Source organism: Streptomyces sp. NPDC048600 (assembly GCF_055587025.1).
Genome location: NZ_JBVJGZ010000031.1, coordinates 1 through 15,106 on the forward strand (window position 1 = coordinate 1; position 15,106 = coordinate 15,106).

At 72.5% G+C, this 15,106-nt stretch carries 14 protein-coding genes; 9 read left to right on the plus strand and 5 right to left on the minus strand.

The window, feature by feature from the left end:
• Window positions 1-139 precede the first annotated feature (139 nt).
• A complete protein-coding gene (locus ACZ6SQ_RS31845; protein ID WP_469568258.1) occupies window positions 140-1,444 on the minus strand; it encodes an ABC transporter substrate-binding protein in 1,305 nt (434 codons plus the stop codon).
• Window positions 1,445-1,562: 118 nt separating this feature from the next.
• Here ACZ6SQ_RS31845 and ACZ6SQ_RS31850 point away from each other — a divergent pair, with 118 nt between their 5' ends.
• Together ACZ6SQ_RS31850 and purU are read left to right on the plus strand one after the other, a co-directional pair.
• Window positions 1,563-2,063 carry an SCO4402 family protein gene (locus tag ACZ6SQ_RS31850; RefSeq protein WP_386377640.1) on the plus strand — a complete coding sequence of 167 codons (501 nt, stop codon included), beginning with the start codon at window positions 1,563-1,565 and terminating at the stop codon, window positions 2,061-2,063.
• Window positions 2,064-2,109: 46 nt separating this feature from the next.
• Window positions 2,110-2,991, plus strand: coding sequence for a formyltetrahydrofolate deformylase (purU, locus tag ACZ6SQ_RS31855; protein ID WP_469568260.1), 882 nt, complete (start codon window positions 2,110-2,112; stop codon window positions 2,989-2,991).
• Between the two features lie 474 nt (window positions 2,992-3,465).
• Here the strand turns inward: purU and ACZ6SQ_RS31860 are convergent, their stop codons facing one another.
• Window positions 3,466-4,707: a zf-HC2 domain-containing protein gene (locus tag ACZ6SQ_RS31860; RefSeq protein ID WP_469568262.1), complete on the minus strand. Its 1,242-nt coding sequence runs from the start codon at window positions 4,705-4,707 to the stop codon at window positions 3,466-3,468.
• Window positions 4,704-5,285 carry a sigma-70 family RNA polymerase sigma factor gene (locus ACZ6SQ_RS31865; protein WP_386377637.1) on the minus strand — a complete coding sequence of 194 codons (582 nt, stop codon included), beginning with the start codon at window positions 5,283-5,285 and terminating at the stop codon, window positions 4,704-4,706. The genes ACZ6SQ_RS31860 and ACZ6SQ_RS31865 overlap by 4 nt, the downstream gene beginning before the upstream one ends.
• A gap of 368 nt (window positions 5,286-5,653) precedes the next feature.
• On the opposite strand from ACZ6SQ_RS31865, the gene ACZ6SQ_RS31870 reads away from it, so the two are divergent.
• Together ACZ6SQ_RS31870 and ACZ6SQ_RS31875 are read left to right on the plus strand one after the other, a co-directional pair.
• A complete protein-coding gene (locus ACZ6SQ_RS31870; RefSeq protein WP_469568399.1) occupies window positions 5,654-6,034 on the plus strand; it encodes an STAS domain-containing protein in 381 nt (126 codons plus the stop codon).
• Window positions 6,035-6,176: 142 nt separating this feature from the next.
• The gene (locus tag ACZ6SQ_RS31875; RefSeq protein ID WP_469568264.1) at window positions 6,177-6,689 is read left to right on the plus strand and encodes an EF-hand domain-containing protein; all 513 of its coding nucleotides are present in this window, start codon (window positions 6,177-6,179) and stop codon (window positions 6,687-6,689) included.
• 121 nt (window positions 6,690-6,810) lie between these two features.
• Here the strand turns inward: ACZ6SQ_RS31875 and ACZ6SQ_RS31880 are convergent, their stop codons facing one another.
• Window positions 6,811-8,313 (minus strand): class I adenylate-forming enzyme family protein, encoded by a 1,503-nt coding sequence (locus ACZ6SQ_RS31880; RefSeq protein WP_469568266.1) that lies wholly within the window; start codon window positions 8,311-8,313, stop codon window positions 6,811-6,813.
• Window positions 8,314-8,460: 147 nt separating this feature from the next.
• On the opposite strand from ACZ6SQ_RS31880, the gene ACZ6SQ_RS31885 reads away from it, so the two are divergent.
• The 4 genes from ACZ6SQ_RS31885 (at window position 8,461) to ACZ6SQ_RS31900 (ending at window position 12,686) form a co-directional block, all read left to right on the plus strand.
• A complete protein-coding gene (locus ACZ6SQ_RS31885; protein ID WP_469568269.1) occupies window positions 8,461-9,657 on the plus strand; it encodes an amidohydrolase family protein in 1,197 nt (398 codons plus the stop codon).
• Window positions 9,657-10,790 carry an acyl-CoA dehydrogenase family protein gene (locus ACZ6SQ_RS31890; protein ID WP_469568271.1) on the plus strand — a complete coding sequence of 378 codons (1,134 nt, stop codon included), beginning with the start codon at window positions 9,657-9,659 and terminating at the stop codon, window positions 10,788-10,790. The genes ACZ6SQ_RS31885 and ACZ6SQ_RS31890 overlap by 1 nt, the downstream gene beginning before the upstream one ends.
• A 6-nt stretch (window positions 10,791-10,796) precedes the next feature.
• Complete coding sequence (locus ACZ6SQ_RS31895; RefSeq protein ID WP_469568273.1) at window positions 10,797-11,720, plus strand: acyl-CoA dehydrogenase family protein; 924 nt, start codon at window positions 10,797-10,799, stop codon at window positions 11,718-11,720.
• 507 nt (window positions 11,721-12,227) lie between these two features.
• A complete protein-coding gene (locus ACZ6SQ_RS31900; protein ID WP_469568401.1) occupies window positions 12,228-12,686 on the plus strand; it encodes an ATP-binding protein in 459 nt (152 codons plus the stop codon).
• Between the two features lie 474 nt (window positions 12,687-13,160).
• Here ACZ6SQ_RS31900 and ACZ6SQ_RS31905 read toward each other — a convergent pair whose 3' ends face one another.
• The gene (locus ACZ6SQ_RS31905) at window positions 13,161-14,087 is read right to left on the minus strand and encodes a cyclase family protein (protein ID WP_469568274.1); all 927 of its coding nucleotides are present in this window, start codon (window positions 14,085-14,087) and stop codon (window positions 13,161-13,163) included.
• Window positions 14,088-14,172: 85 nt separating this feature from the next.
• Between ACZ6SQ_RS31905 and ACZ6SQ_RS31910 the strand changes: the two genes are divergently transcribed.
• Complete coding sequence (locus ACZ6SQ_RS31910; RefSeq protein WP_469568276.1) at window positions 14,173-15,096, plus strand: SDR family oxidoreductase; 924 nt, start codon at window positions 14,173-14,175, stop codon at window positions 15,094-15,096.
• The last annotated feature ends 10 nt before the right edge of the window (window positions 15,097-15,106 follow it).

A 15,106-nucleotide genomic window follows, 5' to 3' on the forward strand; every position in this document is an offset into this window, starting at 1 on the left:
CCCCCCCCCCCCCCCCCCCCCCCCCCCCCCCCCCCCCCCCCCCCCCCCCCCCCCCCCCCCCCCCCCCCCCCCCCCCCCCCCCCCCCCCCCCCGCGGCGTCGTGCGTGAGGCCCCAGGGCCCTCGCGTGCGTCCGTCCGGCTACACGTCGGCGTCCTGCAGCGCCTTGGTCATGTCCACGAAGCCCTTGCGGGCCGCGACCAGCCGGCCGTCGCGGACGACCTGGAGGGTGACGTCGGTGTTCACCAGACGGGGGAACCCGATCGAGGCCAGGCGGTCCTGGAACTCCCAGCGCAGGGTGGGGGTGAGCCCGCCGGTCCCGATCTCCAGCCCGCTGTCCAGGGTGCGGCGCACGGTGTCCTGGGTCACCTCGCCCGCGCCGATCTTCTCCAGCGCGGCCTTCAGCACGGTGAAGGCGATCCAGCTGGTCTGCACGGCGGTGTCCGCGGGGTCGATCCGGGTGTCGGTGAACGCCTGCTCGCGGATCACGCTCTTCATCCGGTCCCAGCGCGGGTCGGTCTCCACCGGGTACCAGCCGGTGACGTACGACCCCTCGTAGGGGCCCGACCTGCCGCCGGAGGCGTCGATCGTGGTCTGGTCGACGTTGCCCAGCACGGTGCCGGTGCGCACCTCGGGGTACTCGCTGCGGGCGCGCCGGAAGGAGTCCATGAAGGTGCCGGTGCGGTCGCCGAGGGCGGGCACCACGCAGCCGGTGGCGGAGGAGTCGGAGGTCGCGTCGCCGAGCGCGCTGCGGGTCTGGCCGGAGAACTCGGTGGCGTCCTCGGCGGCCCGTACGTCCCCGGCGGGGTCGTGTCCGCCGGCCTTCAGCCCGGCGTTGAGCATCACGGGCAGCTGGTCGCCGCCGATGGTGTCGGGCCGCACCAGGGAGACCCGGCCGCAGTCGTCGGCGAGCTCCTGGCCGAGTCCCGCGAGAAGGGTCGGCTGGCCGCCGTTGACGGGGTAGGACAGGGGGGAGGTGAACTCGTCGTTCGTGATGCCGTACCCGCCTATGTAGGGGATGCCGGCGCTCTCCAGGATCGGGAAGAAGGAGTTGGGGTGCTGGCTGTAGGAGCCGACGACGGCGACGGCGTTCTCCTTCACCGCACGCCGGGCGCACTTCGCGACGGCCACCGAGTCGTTGGCCTCGTTGCACGTCGCCACGTGCAGGGTGCGGCCGTTGATGCCGCCGTGGGAGTTCACCCAGCGCGCGAAGGCGCGGGCGAACGCGGGCATTCCGGGCTTGTTGGTCTCGTTCGTGTCCTGGGGTGCCCAGGTCATGACGGTGATGCGGTCATCCCCGTCGCCCCCCGTGACGCCGGGGATGACCCCGCAGCCGACGGCCAGCGACGCGAGCGTCACCAGGGCCCCCGCGGTGCGGATGCTTTTCTTGACGGGCCTGGTGAGAGTGGGGAGGAATGTGCTGCGGTCGCTTAGCCTGCCGGTCATGTCCACGCACGATTCCCCCACATCCCTAACCCTGGAGTGTCCTTCAGGCAACGCCGAGTGACATCGAGGTGAATTGCGGGGGACCGTTCCGGCACGTGAGACTAAGAACGTACGATCGATGACCGTGCAAGGTTCGGAGAACTCTTCCCGTCGCGGCCGTCGCTCCTCCACCATGGGCGGCATGCCACTCAACGACATGCCGTGGTGGCGCTGGCGCAGCAATGTGCGCTCCGCGCTGCACATGCTCTCCGACCCGGTGTTCCAGCGGGACGTCTGGCTGGCCGGTGTCGAAGGCTACGGAGACGTCACCGACGCCGTGTACCGGCTGGTGGAGGACACCTGGCTGGACAACTGGTCCGCCGAGAAGTACGTCGGCACGATCTTCCGTGACTCGCAGGAGGCGGCGCTCGTCGACACCGCCGTGCTGCGGGTGCTGCGGATCATGCACCAGGTCGGTCCGGACGCCCCGGTCATCGCCTACCTCGAGAACGCCGGCTGGCCCGAGGCGATACGGGCCGCGCGCGACGCGCACGTACGGATGGCGGCCAGCGACGGGGACGACCCCGACGCGCCGCCGCGCTCGCTGGAAGTGCTCCAGATCATGACGCGGTCCGCCTAGCGGAACGGTTGTCGGGGGTGCGGCGGCGTGTGGGACCCTTTCCTGCATGAACGAGCAGCCCACCCGTGCCGCGGCCCCGGCCGAGCAGTACGTCCTGACCCTGTCCTGCCCCGACAAGCAGGGCATCGTGCACGCCGTGTCGAGCTACCTGTTCATGACCGGCTGCAACATCGAGGACAGCCAGCAGTTCGGCGACCACGACACGGGTCTGTTCTTCATGCGCGTCCACTTCTCGGCGGAGCCGCCGGTGACGGTGGAGAAGCTGCGGGCGAGCTTCGCGGCGATCGGTGACTCCTTCCACATGGACTGGCAGATCCACCGGGCCGAGGACCGGATGCGGGTCGTGTTGATGGTCAGCAAGTTCGGGCACTGCCTGAACGACCTGCTGTTCCGCGCACGTATCGGCGCGCTGCCCGTCGACATCGCGGCGGTGGTGTCCAACCACACGGACTTCGCCGAGCTGGTGGCCTCCTACGGCATTCCCTTCCACCACATCCCGGTGACGCGGGACACCAAGGCCGAGGCGGAGGCGCGGCTGCTGGAGCTGGTGCGTGAGGAGGGTGTGGAGCTGGTCGTCCTCGCCCGCTACATGCAGGTCCTCTCCGACGACCTGTGCAAGCAGCTCAGCGGGCGGATCATCAACATCCATCACTCCTTCCTGCCGAGCTTCAAGGGCGCGAAGCCGTATCACCAGGCGCATGCGCGGGGTGTGAAGCTCATCGGGGCGACCGCGCACTATGTCACCGCCGACCTCGACGAGGGGCCGATCATCGAGCAGGAGGTCGAGCGGGTGTCCCACGACGTCACGCCCGATCAGCTGGTCGCTGTCGGGCGGGACGTCGAGTGCCAGGCGCTGGCGCGGGCCGTGAAGTGGCACGCGGAGCGGCGGATCCTCCTCAACGGCCGCCGCACGGTCGTCTTCGCGTAGCCGCCCGCGGCCCCGGGCCGTCACCCGGATCCGCGCGTTCCCCGCGCCCCTGGGGTGGGGGGCTGGCCCGGGTGTTCCGGCGGGTGCGGGTCGAGTGCGGCCGTTCGCGCAGTTCCCCGCGCCCCTAAAGATCGCGCAGTTCCCCGCGCCCCTGAGTGACTGCGCCGTTCCTCGCGCCCCCTAAAAGATCGCGCCGTTCCTCGCGCCCCCTACAGATCGCGCCGTTCCTCGCGCCCCCTACAGATCGCGCAGTTCCCCGCGCCCCCTAAAAGATTGCGCCGTTCCCCGCGCCCCTTAAGGGATTGCGCCGTTCCTCGCGCCCCTGTGGGCGACGGGCCGCTCAGGGGCGCGGGGAACTGCGCGACCAGCCACGCACGGTCCGCAGGGGTCCGACGGCCTGTCTGCCCTTGGGGGCGCGGGGAACTGCGCGAGCGGCCCAGGGCCGGCCGCACCCGGCGGCGAGAGCCGGGGGCGTTACATGCGGCTCAAGGACGCCGTCGCGTACAGGACGTCCCGGATGGCGTCCCGGTCGCCGACCTGCCCCGCCGCCGCCTCCTCCGGAGGAACATGCCCCGCCGCCAGCTGGCAGAACTCCACGTCGTCCAGGGCGACATGAGCCACCTCGTGGGCGGCGGAGCCCACCGCCGCGGGGGAGTCGAGGGGGATCAGCCACTCGCCCCCACCTGTCCCCTCGATCTCCAGCCGGAGGCTACGGCCCGGCGCACCCGCGGCCACCAGCCGCCGCTCGGACCCCCGAGAGGCCAGCCCGGCCCGCCGCCGAGAGGCCAGCACCGTGGGCAGCATCCGCGCGGCGAGGTCGATCATGCCGTGCAGATGACGGCCGGACGGCGGCTCGTAGGGGTAGTCCACGGCCTCGGCGATGTCCCCCGCGTGGACCCAGCACTCGAAGGCCCGGTCGAGCATCGCGTCGTGCAGGGACAGTTCGAAGGCGCCGTAGGACACGCTGAGGCCGCCCGCGGTGCCGCCCGTGAAGGACACGGTGCGCACGATGTCATGGCTCTGCTCCCGCCAGGGCGCCCGCACCGTGCGGGTCGGCGGGAAGTGCGAGCCCCGCCAGTACGCCTCGGTGCGCTCGGCGGGGCCGCCCGCGCCCGACGGATCCGTCGCGCCGCCGAGCGGGTCGCCGAGGCCGAGGGAGAGCGCGACCAGGCCGTCGACCGCCATGAGATGCGCGATGACCCCGGCGACGGTGGTGCGGCGGTTGTCGAACTCCCCGCCCTCGAACCACCGCAGCCGCACCGGCGCGTGCCACTCGGCGTCACCGAAGTCCTGGAGCAGCGCGTCGAGGCGGGCGGTCTCGGCGTCGTAGGCGGCGGCCCAGCCGGGCACCGGGATGCGCGGCGGGCGCCGTTCCAGGCAGCTGGTGAGGACACGGGTGCGCAGGCCCGGGTCGAGGTCGAGCGGCTCGGGACGCTGGAGCAGCCCGACCGCCTCGCGCAGCCGCAGCGCCTCCTCCGCGCAGGTGCCGCAGCCACCGAGGTGCTCCTCGACGGCCGCGGTCTCCTCCGGCGAGCACGCGGCCAGCGCCCACGCGCCGAGCAGTGCCTTCAGCACCTGGTGCTCGAGTACGAGCGGCACCACCTCCGCCGCGGCCGGCAGCGGCGCGCCGCCGTCCTCGACGGAGGTACGGGGCAGCGGTATCCGCGGCGGCCCGTCCCGGTCCTCGTACCCCCCGAAGGGGTTCGGCTCGGTCACGCCGCACCTCCGCAGCCCGGGGGCGCGCCGGGCGCGCCGGCGTCGTGCGCGGTGGACAGGAGCTGGAGGCCGAGGCGCAGTCGGCGCCGGGCCTCGTCCTCGGTGACGCCGAGGTCGACGGCGGCCTGGCGGTAGTCGCGGCGCTGGAAGTAGGCCAGTTCCAGCGCGGCGCGCAGGGGCGCGGGCATGGACTGGACGATGTAGTCGGCGCGGGCGGCGACGGAGGCGTGGCCGACCTTGTGCTCCAGTTCCTCGGCGGTGCCCGGGCCGCCCCGCTCCAGCGCGGCGGTCTCCGTGGCGCGCAGCCGCCGCACGGCCAGCCGGTGGGTCAGCGTGGCGACCCAGGAACGCAGCGGTCCCTGCCGGGGGTCGTAGCTCTCGGGGTGCTCCCAGACATGGGCGAAGACGTCGCGGGTGACGGCGTCGGCGGCGCGCTCGTCGCCGAGGACGGTGTGCGCGAGGCCGTGCACCAGTGAGGCGAAGCGGTCGTAGAGCTCGCCGAGGGCCGCGGCCTCGCCCCGGGCGAGCCGCTGCTGCATCTTGCGGTCCCAGCGGGGCTGTGCGTCCTTCGTCGCCATGCGGCCCCCTCCCCCTGCTCCTGTCCGGTCTGTGACAAGCGTGCGCCCACCGCGTTCTCGAATGTAGTCGGCACGTCCGAGAACGCACGCCCCTTTATGGCAATGTGCGCCCCCCTGCGAGCCCCGAGTGATAGTGGACCTTTGGTGCACCTCGCGCCTTCTGCCGCCCTTACCCACCCTGTTCTTGATCAAGCTTGACATCAAGCCGATCGAACAGGATCGAGTCCGATTGAAACAAGCCTCTTCTGATCGGTTCCCGTTTCCAGCCCTGTGTTTCAGGGAACGGCGGCTGGGCAGCCGCGCTGACAGGAAGCGTAGGCCCTGCTTCCGTTTCCGGGCTGTTCCGGGAAGTCCCGCGAATGAAGGGCATGGTGGTGACGTTCAATGTGACCGATGACGAGCGCGGTGACTGGGCCGTGCTCCGGGTGACGGGCGAGCTGGACCTGGTGACATCACCGGTTTTGCGCCAACGGGTCCACGACAAGGTGGCCGACGGCCGCCACAGCCTCGTCGTCGACCTCTCCGAGGTCGTCTTCTGCGATTCCAGCGGCATAGGCGTGCTCATCGCCACCCGCCGCCTGCTGCGCTCCTGCCAGGGCCGGCTGCGGCTCATCCTGCCCGCCGAGGGAGCCGCCGAGGGCTCCCACGTCAACCGCGTCATCGGCGCCCTGGGAGTGCGCCGGCTGTTCGACGTCCACGCCGACGTCGGCGCGGCGGTCGCGGAGGAGGACCGTCCTCTGTCGGCGTGACGGCGCGCCCGCAATGACACATTGTTGTTCCGAAATTCCCCCGGTCTTGGCACATCCGTCGGTTTCCCGCTCCGGTGGGCCGCCCGGCGTCGTACGCTCCCTGCCGGAAGCACCCCGACGTCATGTGAGGCGGCCCAGAGACATGGTCAGCAGCGAGTACGAGGGCAGGATCGCGGCCAGGTTCGCCGGCTTCGACCAGGACGGCAACGGCTACATCGACCGCCAGGACTTCAGCGGCGCCGCCAAGGCGCTGCTCGCCGAGTTCGGCACCCCCGCCCGCTCCGACAAGGGCCAGGCGCTGTACGCGGGCGCCGAGGCCTTCTGGCAGGGCATGGCGGGGATAGCGGACCGGGACGGCGACCAGCGCATCAGCCGCGAGGAGTTCGTCAACGGCGCGGTCAAGCGTCTGCGTGACAACCCGGACCGGTTCGCGGAGATCGCCCGTCCCTTCCTGCACGCGGCCCTGGACGTCGCCGGCACCGACGGGGACGGCGCGGTCGCGGTCACCGACATCGCGCGCGTGCTCGCCCTCCTCGGCGTCACGGAGACCGTCGCGAGGGCGGCCGCGGCGGCGCTCGACGGCGACGGGGACGGCAGGGTCGGCGAGGCCGAGCTCGTCCCGGCCTTCGCCCGCTACTTCACCGTCCCCGAGTAGCACTCCCGCCTCACGCGCCCGCCCGGGTCCGAGCAGCGCTGTCGCCTCACGCGCCCGCCCGGGCACGCGTGGCACCCGCGCCTCACGTGCCCGACCCCGCCCGTGAGGCGGCGGCAGCACCTCACGCACCCGCGTAACGCTCGCGCAGCTTGTACTTGAGCACCTTCCGCAGGGTCTCGCCCCGCGGAAGGGCGTCCACCACCTCCAGCTGTTCCGGCAGCTTGTGCACGGACAGCCCTTCCGCGCGCAGATACGCCGTCACGTCCGCGAGCGTCAGCGGCGCGGCCCCCTCCGGCTGCTCGACGACCGCGCAGACGCGTTCCCCGCGCTCGGCGTCGGGCAGCCCGATCACCGCCACGTCCCCGACGGCCGGGTGCGCGGACAGCAGGTCCTCGATCTCCCTCGCCGAGACGTTCTCCCCCTTGCGGATGATCACGTCCTTCAGCCGCCCGGTGAGCACCAGATGGCCGCTCGGCGTGAGCCGCCCGAGGTCCCCGGTGCGCAGGAACCCCTCGGCGTCGAAGGCCTCGGCGGTCTGCGCCGGGTCCAGGTACCCCTGGCACACCGCCTCCCCGCGCAGCCGCACCTCGCCGTCGACGATCCGGACCTCCATGCCCTCGGGCGGCCGGCCCTCGGTCGTCGCCAGGTTCTCGGCGCTGTCGTCGGGGTCGCCCATCGTGATCATCGGCACCTCGGTCATGCCGTAGCCGTGGGTGAGGGCCACGCCCAGTTCCCGGGTCACCGCGTGGTACAGCTCCGGCGGCTTCGGCGCCCCGCCGCCCGCCAGCAGCCGCAGACTCGGCACGACCCTGGCCCCGGGCCGGCCGCGCTGCTCGGCGAGGAACATCGAGTAGAACGCCGTGGAGCCGCCCGCGACGGTCACGCCGTGCCGGCGCAGGTCCTCCAGCGCGTCCGGCAGCGCGAACTGCTCGAACAGCACCGCCGGGAACCCGTACAGCAGCAGCATCACGAGGTAGTCGGGGCCGCCGATGTGGGCGTACGGGAAGGCGATCGAGCCGATGTCGTCCGGCCGGGGCCGCAGCGCGTGGGCGAGGCAGGAGCCGCCCGCGATCAGTGAACGGTCGGTGTGCAGGACGCCCTTGGGGGCGGAGGTCGTGCCCGAGGTCCAGTAGATCCAGCGCACCGAGGTGCCCTCGGCGGGCGGCGGGGGCAGCACGGCCGGGTCGTCGTCCGGGAGGCTGCCGTACACCTCGAAGACGCCCTTGGCGCCCAGGCGCCGGGCCATCGCCGTGTGGTCGAAGCCTCGCCAGGTGCCGGGCACCGCGAAGAACTCCGCCCTGGACCCGCGCAGCGCGAAGCCGGTCTCGCGCTCGCGATGGAAGGGGATGACGGGCGACTGCACGGCGCCGAGGCGGGCCAGCGCGCAGGACAGCACGACCGTCTCGACGCGGGTGGGCAGCTGCCAGGCCACCACCGTGCCGGGGCGCACCCCGAGGCCGTACAGCCCGGCCGCCGTCCGCTCGGCCAGCGCGCGCAGCCGGCCGAACGTGACGGTGCGGTCCCCCTGGAGGAGGACCGGAAGGTCCGGGGTGTGACGGGCGCGGCGGTCGAGCAGCTCCCACAGGGTGCGGGCGGAACTCAGCGAGTGCGGGGTCTCGTTCACGTCATCCCCCTCCTTGGCTGACGACTCGTCAGCTGCCATGCTATCTGACGGACCATCAGATAAGCATCGGGTCGTCACCGGTCCGGACGGACGGACCACGGCCCCGCGACGGACACCGGACGGACACCGTCCGGCGGAGGGGGAACCATGACGACGGAACTGCCCCGGATCATCAGCGTCGACGACCACGTCATCGAGCCCGCGCATCTCTTCGAGACCTGGCTGCCGCGCGCCTACCGCGGCCGCGGACCCCAGCCCCTGACCGCCGGCATCGGTGAACTCGCCTACGTCGGCGGCAAGTACCAGATCACCATGGACCCCGACGGGCCGCCCACGGACTGGTGGATCTACGAGGACCTGAAGTTCCCGTACAAACGCAACATTGCCGCCGTCGGCTTCGACCGCGACGAGATGACCCTGGAGGGCATCACCCGGGAACAGATGCGGCGCGGCTGCTGGGACCCCGCGGCACGGCTGGCCGACATGGACCTCAACCACGTCGAGGCCAGCCTCTGCTTCCCCACCTTCCCCCGCTTCTGCGGCCAGACCTTCGCCGAGGCCCACGACAAGGAGGTCGCGCTCGCCTGTGTGCGCGCCTACAACGACTGGATGGTCGAGGAGTGGTGCGGCGACAGCGGCGGCCGGCTGATCCCGCTGTGCCTGATCCCGCTGTGGGACATCGGTCTCGCCGTCGCCGAGATCCGGCGCAACGCCGCGCGCGGGGTGCGCGCCGTGACCTTCTCCGAGATCCCCTCCCACCTAGGGCTGCCGTCCATCCACTCCGGCCACTGGGACCCGTTCTTCGCCGTGTGCGAGGAGACCGGCACGGTCGTCAACATGCACATCGGCTCGTCCTCGCAGATGCCCGCCGCCTCCCCGGACGCCCCGCCCGCCGTCCAGGCCTCGCTCTCCTTCAACAACGCCATGGCCTCGATGATGGACTTCCTCTTCAGCGGCGTGCTGGTCCGCTTCCCGCGCCTGAAACTCGCCTACTCCGAGGGACAGATGGGCTGGATCCCGTACGCCCTGGAGCGCGCCGACGACGTCTGGGAGGAGCACCGCGCCTGGGGCGGGGTGCGCGACCTGATCCCCGAGCCGCCGTCCACGTACTACTACCGGCAGATGTTCTGCTGCTTCTTCCGCGACAAGCACGGGGTCGCGTCCCTGGACGCGGTGGGCCGCGACAACGCCACCTTCGAGACCGACTACCCGCACGTCGACTCCACCTTCCCGCACACCAAGGAGGTGGCCCTCGACCATGTGAAGGGCCTCGACGACGAGACGGTGTACAAGCTGATGCGCGGCAACGCCATCCGCATGCTCGGCCTGGACCTCGACCGCTGATGGACCTGTCGTACCCGCCCGAGGAGGAGGAGTTCCGGGCCCGGCTGCGCGAGTGGCTCGCAAAGACGCTGCCCACACTGCCGCCGAAGCCGTCACCGGCCGACTGGCCCGCCCGCCGGGCCTACGACATGGGCTGGCAGCGGACGCTCCACGACGCCGGGTACGCCGGGGTGCACTGGGACGGCTCGCCGACCCGGCGGCTGATCTTCCTGGAGGAGACCGAGCGCGCGGGCGCGCCCTATGTGGGCGCCGGGTTCGTCGGGCTGCTGCACGCCGGGCCGACCATCGCCGCCGAGGGCACCCCCGAGCAGCGGGAGCGCTGGCTGCCGCCGATCCTGCGCGGCGAACAGGTGTGGTGCCAGGGCTTCAGCGAACCCGGCGCGGGCTCCGACCTCGCCGCCCTGCGCACGCGCGCGTGGCGCGACGGGGACACCTATGTGGTGAGCGGCTCCAAGATCTGGACCTCCCACGCCGAGGTCGCCGACTGGTGCGAACTGCTCGTGCGCACCGACCCGGACGCGCCGAAGCACCGTGGCATCAGCTGGCTCGCCCTGCCGATGGACACGCCCGGGGTGACCGTACGGCCGCTGCGGACGCTGGCCGGGTCCGAGGAGTTCGCCGAGGTGTTCCTGGACGAGGTGCGGGTGCCGGCCGCCAACCGGGTCGGCGCCGAGAACGACGGCTGGCGCGTGACCATGGTGACCCTGTCCTTCGAGCGCGGCACGGCCTTCGTCGGCGAGGTGGTCGCCTGCCGCCGTGTCCTCGGCGAACTCGCCCGCGAGGCCCGGCGCAACGGCTGCTGGGACGACCCCGCGCTGCGCCGCCGGCTGGGCAGGCTCAACGCCGAGTTCCGGGCGCTGTGGCGGCTCACCCAGTGGAACGTCAGCGAGGCGGAGGCCTCCGGCGGGGTGCCCGGTGTGGGCGGTTCGGTCTTCAAACTGGCCTATTCGCAGGCCCGTCAGGCGCTGTACGACACCGCCGCGGACGTCCTGGGCGCCGACGGCCTCGACCTCGCGCGGCCCTGGGTGCTCGACCGCCTCTCCTCGCTGTCGTACACCATCGCCGCCGGGACGTCGGAGATTCAGCGGACCATCGTGGCCGAGCGGATTCTGGGCCTGCCGAGGGGGAGGTGAGGGCCGGTGCGGTTCCAGCCGACCGGGGAGCAGAAGGCGCTCGCGGCGAGCCTGCGGGAGCTGCTGAGGCGCCGGTTCGGGCCCGAGGCGCTGCGGGCGGCCGTGGGCCGGGACCGGCTCGACCGTGAGCTGTGGCGCGAGTTGGGGGCCGCCGGGTTCTTCGCGCTCAGGCTGCCGGAGGCCCGGGGCGGGGTCGGACTGGGGCTGCCCGAGGCGGTGCTGGTGTTCGAGGAGGCCGGGCGGGCGCTGCTGCCGGGCCCGTTGATCGCCACGCATCTCGCGGCGGGCGAGGTGCCGGGCGCGGCGGAGGGCGAGGTCGTCGTCACGCGGGCCGACGGGGGCCTGGTGGAGTGGCTGGCGGAGGCGGACGTGGTGGCCGGGGTGCGCGAAGGGGGGTGCGCGCGGGCCGTACCGCTGCGATCGGTCGACCCGCTGACGCCGCTGCACCGGGTGCGGGACCGGACGCCGGAGCCGGACCGGACGGGGGAGCCGGACCGGACGGGGGAGCCCGACCCCCTCGTCTCGCTGCTGACCGCCGCCGAACAGCTCGGCTCCGCCGGACGCGCCGGTGAGCTGGCAGTGCAACACGCCCGTGTGCGGGAACAGTTCGGCAGGCCGATCGGGGCGTTCCAGGCCGTCCAGCATCGCTGTGCCGACCTGCTGGTCCGTACCGAGCTGGCCCGGGCCGCCGTCTACACCGCCGCCGTGACCGCCGACCCGGCCGACATCGCCGCCGCCCGGCTGCTGGCCGACGAGGCCGCCGTACGCGGCGCGCGGGACTGTCTCCAGGTTCACGGCGGGATGGGGTTCACCTGGGAGTCGGAGGTGCATCTGCATCTGAAGCGGGCGTGGGTGCGGACGCATCGTGCGGGAGGCGGTACGCACAGTGAGGAGTTGTTGGCCCGTGACCTGTCGGCCCCGGCTGGCTGACGGGCGCCGGCCTGCGGGAACGGCCGTGCGGACAGCGGGATGTCGCGGATTGTGGCATAGCGGCATCACGGAGCGTTGATACCGGGTTGTGTCCTACGTGTGACTCGTCACGTCCTGGAGTCGGCGTCCGGCTCCGGTACCTTGTGTGGGATGCGAGTGGTTCCGGGGACGAGCCATGCCGGAGTTGCCTCTGAGGCGGCCCCGGATCCGGCGGTGCGCGCCGCTGCTCGCGGGGCGGGAGTGCGAGAAGCCACCGTCTGTTCGACCTCCGGCGGTGGCCGTCGCACAGTATGCCGCAGGGGTACTCCTTCGCGCTGGAATATGCCCGAAGCGCTTGTTGGGGTGACGCAACGTCAACCAAGCTGTCCTGTAAGGGATTCACGTTCCGTGACCCTTGCTCTGGCCGTTGTTCTGATCATGCAGAAAATGGCTACGATCGTGGCCCTCGTGAGGCGCGAGCCTTTGTGTCCGCCGGTTCGGATGGTGTGAGCGGTGCAGGTGCTTCAAGTGCAGCTGGAGGTCCGGCCCGACCCCGCGGAGGTGGGGCGAGCCCGGAGGTGGGCGCGTGCGCGGCTCACCGGCGCGGGAGTGGGGGTCGACGAGCCGCTCGCCGAGACCCTGATCCTGCTCGTGTCCGAACTGGTCACCAACGCCGTGGTGCACACCGGCCGGCCGGCCGTGCTGCGCCTGGTGCTGCCGCTCGCGGCCGGACCGGCGACCGTCCGTCTGGAGGTCGCCGACACCAGCGACCGCGCCCCGGTGCCGCGTTGTGCCGACGGTGACGAGACCGGAGGGCGCGGACTCGCCCTGGTGGACGGCCTGGCCGACCGCTGGGGCTGGAGCCCCGACGGCGTCGGCAAGCGCATCTGGTGCGAACTGGACCGCTGCCCCGAGCCGCGCGCCGCGACGGTGTCGTACGGCGGCAGCGTGAGTGCCTACGAGGGGCTGGCCTACGAGGCGGTGTGACCTCGCGCGGGTCACCTCGGGGGCATTCCCCGGGCATCCCTGAGGCATCACCGGGGCACCCCTGGGGCACGGTTGCAGCGCCCGTCCGCTCCCTGCCGCCGACGCGGCGGGGTGCGCCCGGATGTGCTCCCGTGCGCTCCATGCCTGAATCGGGCATAAGTAATAATTCGCCGTTGGGGTGTTGACGTCGCGTGTCCGTTTGATCACGCTTGTGGACAGCGATTCGCCGTGAGGGGACGGCGAGGGCTTCGGTGACGGGAGCCCTCGGCGAGTGTGGGTCGTGATCCGGCGTCGGTCCCCTTCAAGGGTCGGAAGGGGCGGGGCGGGACGCCGGAGCCGGCCGGCGGCGCGCGATGCCGTGCTCGGGGCGGGCAGTTGCGCGCCGCCGGCCGGGGGAGCGGGGGAGGCTGGGGGCCGGGGAAGCCGGGGGTATGCCCTGGGGGGCAGTCCCTAGGGGTGGGGTGGGCCCCCGGATCAGAGAACGGCCACCGGTGCCACGGGGGTTCCCGTCGCGCCGGTGAAGGGTTCGGGTGTCGCCGACAGCAGGAAGTCGTGGCGGCCCGTTTCTCCACAGGCTGTGGACAACTCTTCCAGATTCCAGTTCTGGCCCTGGAGCATGCCCATCTCCACCAGATGCAGGGCGTGTACGGGCAGCCACAGGTCCTCGATCTCGGGCGGGAAGATCTCGAACGTCAGGGTGTCGTTCGCGACCGCGGCCACGTCACGTGCGTGGAACCACTCGGGCGTACGAACCGACAGCCCCGGCGACGGATACGCGTAACCATGCCGGTCCCCGGCCAGCAGCACCCGGATCTGCCCCGTGCGCACCAGCACCACGTCACCGGCGCGCACCCGTACGCCCGCGAACTCCTCGGCCGCCTCCAGGTCCTCGGGGGTGACCGCGTGGCCGCCGTCCAGCCGTTCGACGCCACGCGCGCGTGCCACGTCCAGCAGCACCCCGCGCGAGACGAGATGGCGCACCTTGTCGATGCCCGCGAAGGCGGCGCCGCCGTGCGCGGTGACGGTGGCGGCCGGGCGGCCGTTGTAGAGGCGGCCGGAGTGCGAGACATGGGGCAGGGCGTCCCAGTGGGTGCCCGCCTGAAGGCCCATCGTCACCACGTCGTCGCTGCACGCCACCGTCCCGGGCCCGAACAGTTCCTGATTGACCTGCACCATCGCGTGCAGCGGGTCGATCCGGCCCGGGATCATGCCCGTCTGCACACCGTCCTGCCTGAGCGGCAGCGCGAGCGGGACGCGGCGCCCGGTGCGCACGCGGGCCGCCGCCTCGCGCACCACCTCGTCGGTGACCAGGTTCAGGGTGCCGATCTCGTCGTCGGCCCCCCAGCGGCCCCAGTTGTTCACCCTCTTGGCGATCTCGTGGAACTCGGCCGGCAGTGCCATCGGTGCCTCCCCGGGGCTTGTCCTGGCCCGTCCGTCGGGACTTAGAATCTAACGGTCCGTCAGAAACCGCGGGAAGGGGCCGGGCGTGGGGAACTTCTTGAGCGGCAGGGTCGTCGCGGTGACCGGGGCCGGCCGGGGCATCGGCCGCGCGGTGGCACGGGCCGCGGCCGCCGAGGGCGCCCGGGTCGTGGTCAACGACTACGGCGTCTCCGTCGACGGCGCCTCACCCACGAGCGAGATCGCCGGCGCCGTCGTCAAGGAGATCGAGGCCGCGGGCGGCGAGGCCGTCGCCGTCGCGGACGACATCTCCACGATGGCCGGAGGCCAACGCGTCGTCGACACCGCGCTGTCGGCGTACGGACGCCTCGACGGGGTGGTGTGCGTCGCAGGCATCCTGCGCGAACGGATGCTCTTCAACATGTCCGAGGAGGAGTGGGACCCCGTCCTCGCCACCCATCTCAAGGGCACGTTCACCGTGTTCCGCGCCGCCTCGGCGGTGATGCGCCGGCAGCGCGCTGGCACCCTGCTCGGCTTCACCAGCGGCAACCACCAGGGGTCCGTCTCCCAGGCCAACTACAGCGCCGCCAAGGGCGGTGTCATCTCCCTGGTCCGCAGCGCGGCCCTGGGGCTGCACAAGTACGGGGTGACCGCCAACGCCGTGGCGCCCGTCGCCCGCACCCGCATGTCGGCGAACGTCCCCGTGGAACTCGCCGAGATCGGGGAGCCGGAGGACGTGGCCGCGCTCGTGGTGTACCTGCTGTCCGAGCGGGCGCGGGAGATCACCGGGCAGGTGTACACGGTCGCCGGGCCGAAGATCGCGGTGTGGGCGCAGCCGCGCGAACTGCGGGCCGCCTACGCGCAGGGCCCCTGGACGCCCGAGCGGATCGCCGAGCTGCTGCCGGGGACCGTCGGGGTCGATCCGATGCCGCTGCTGGAGAAGGTCGCCGCCATGGAGCGGGCCGCGGCGGCCGGGGACCGGCCCAACGCCGGGGCGCGCCAGGTGCCGTAGGGGCACACGT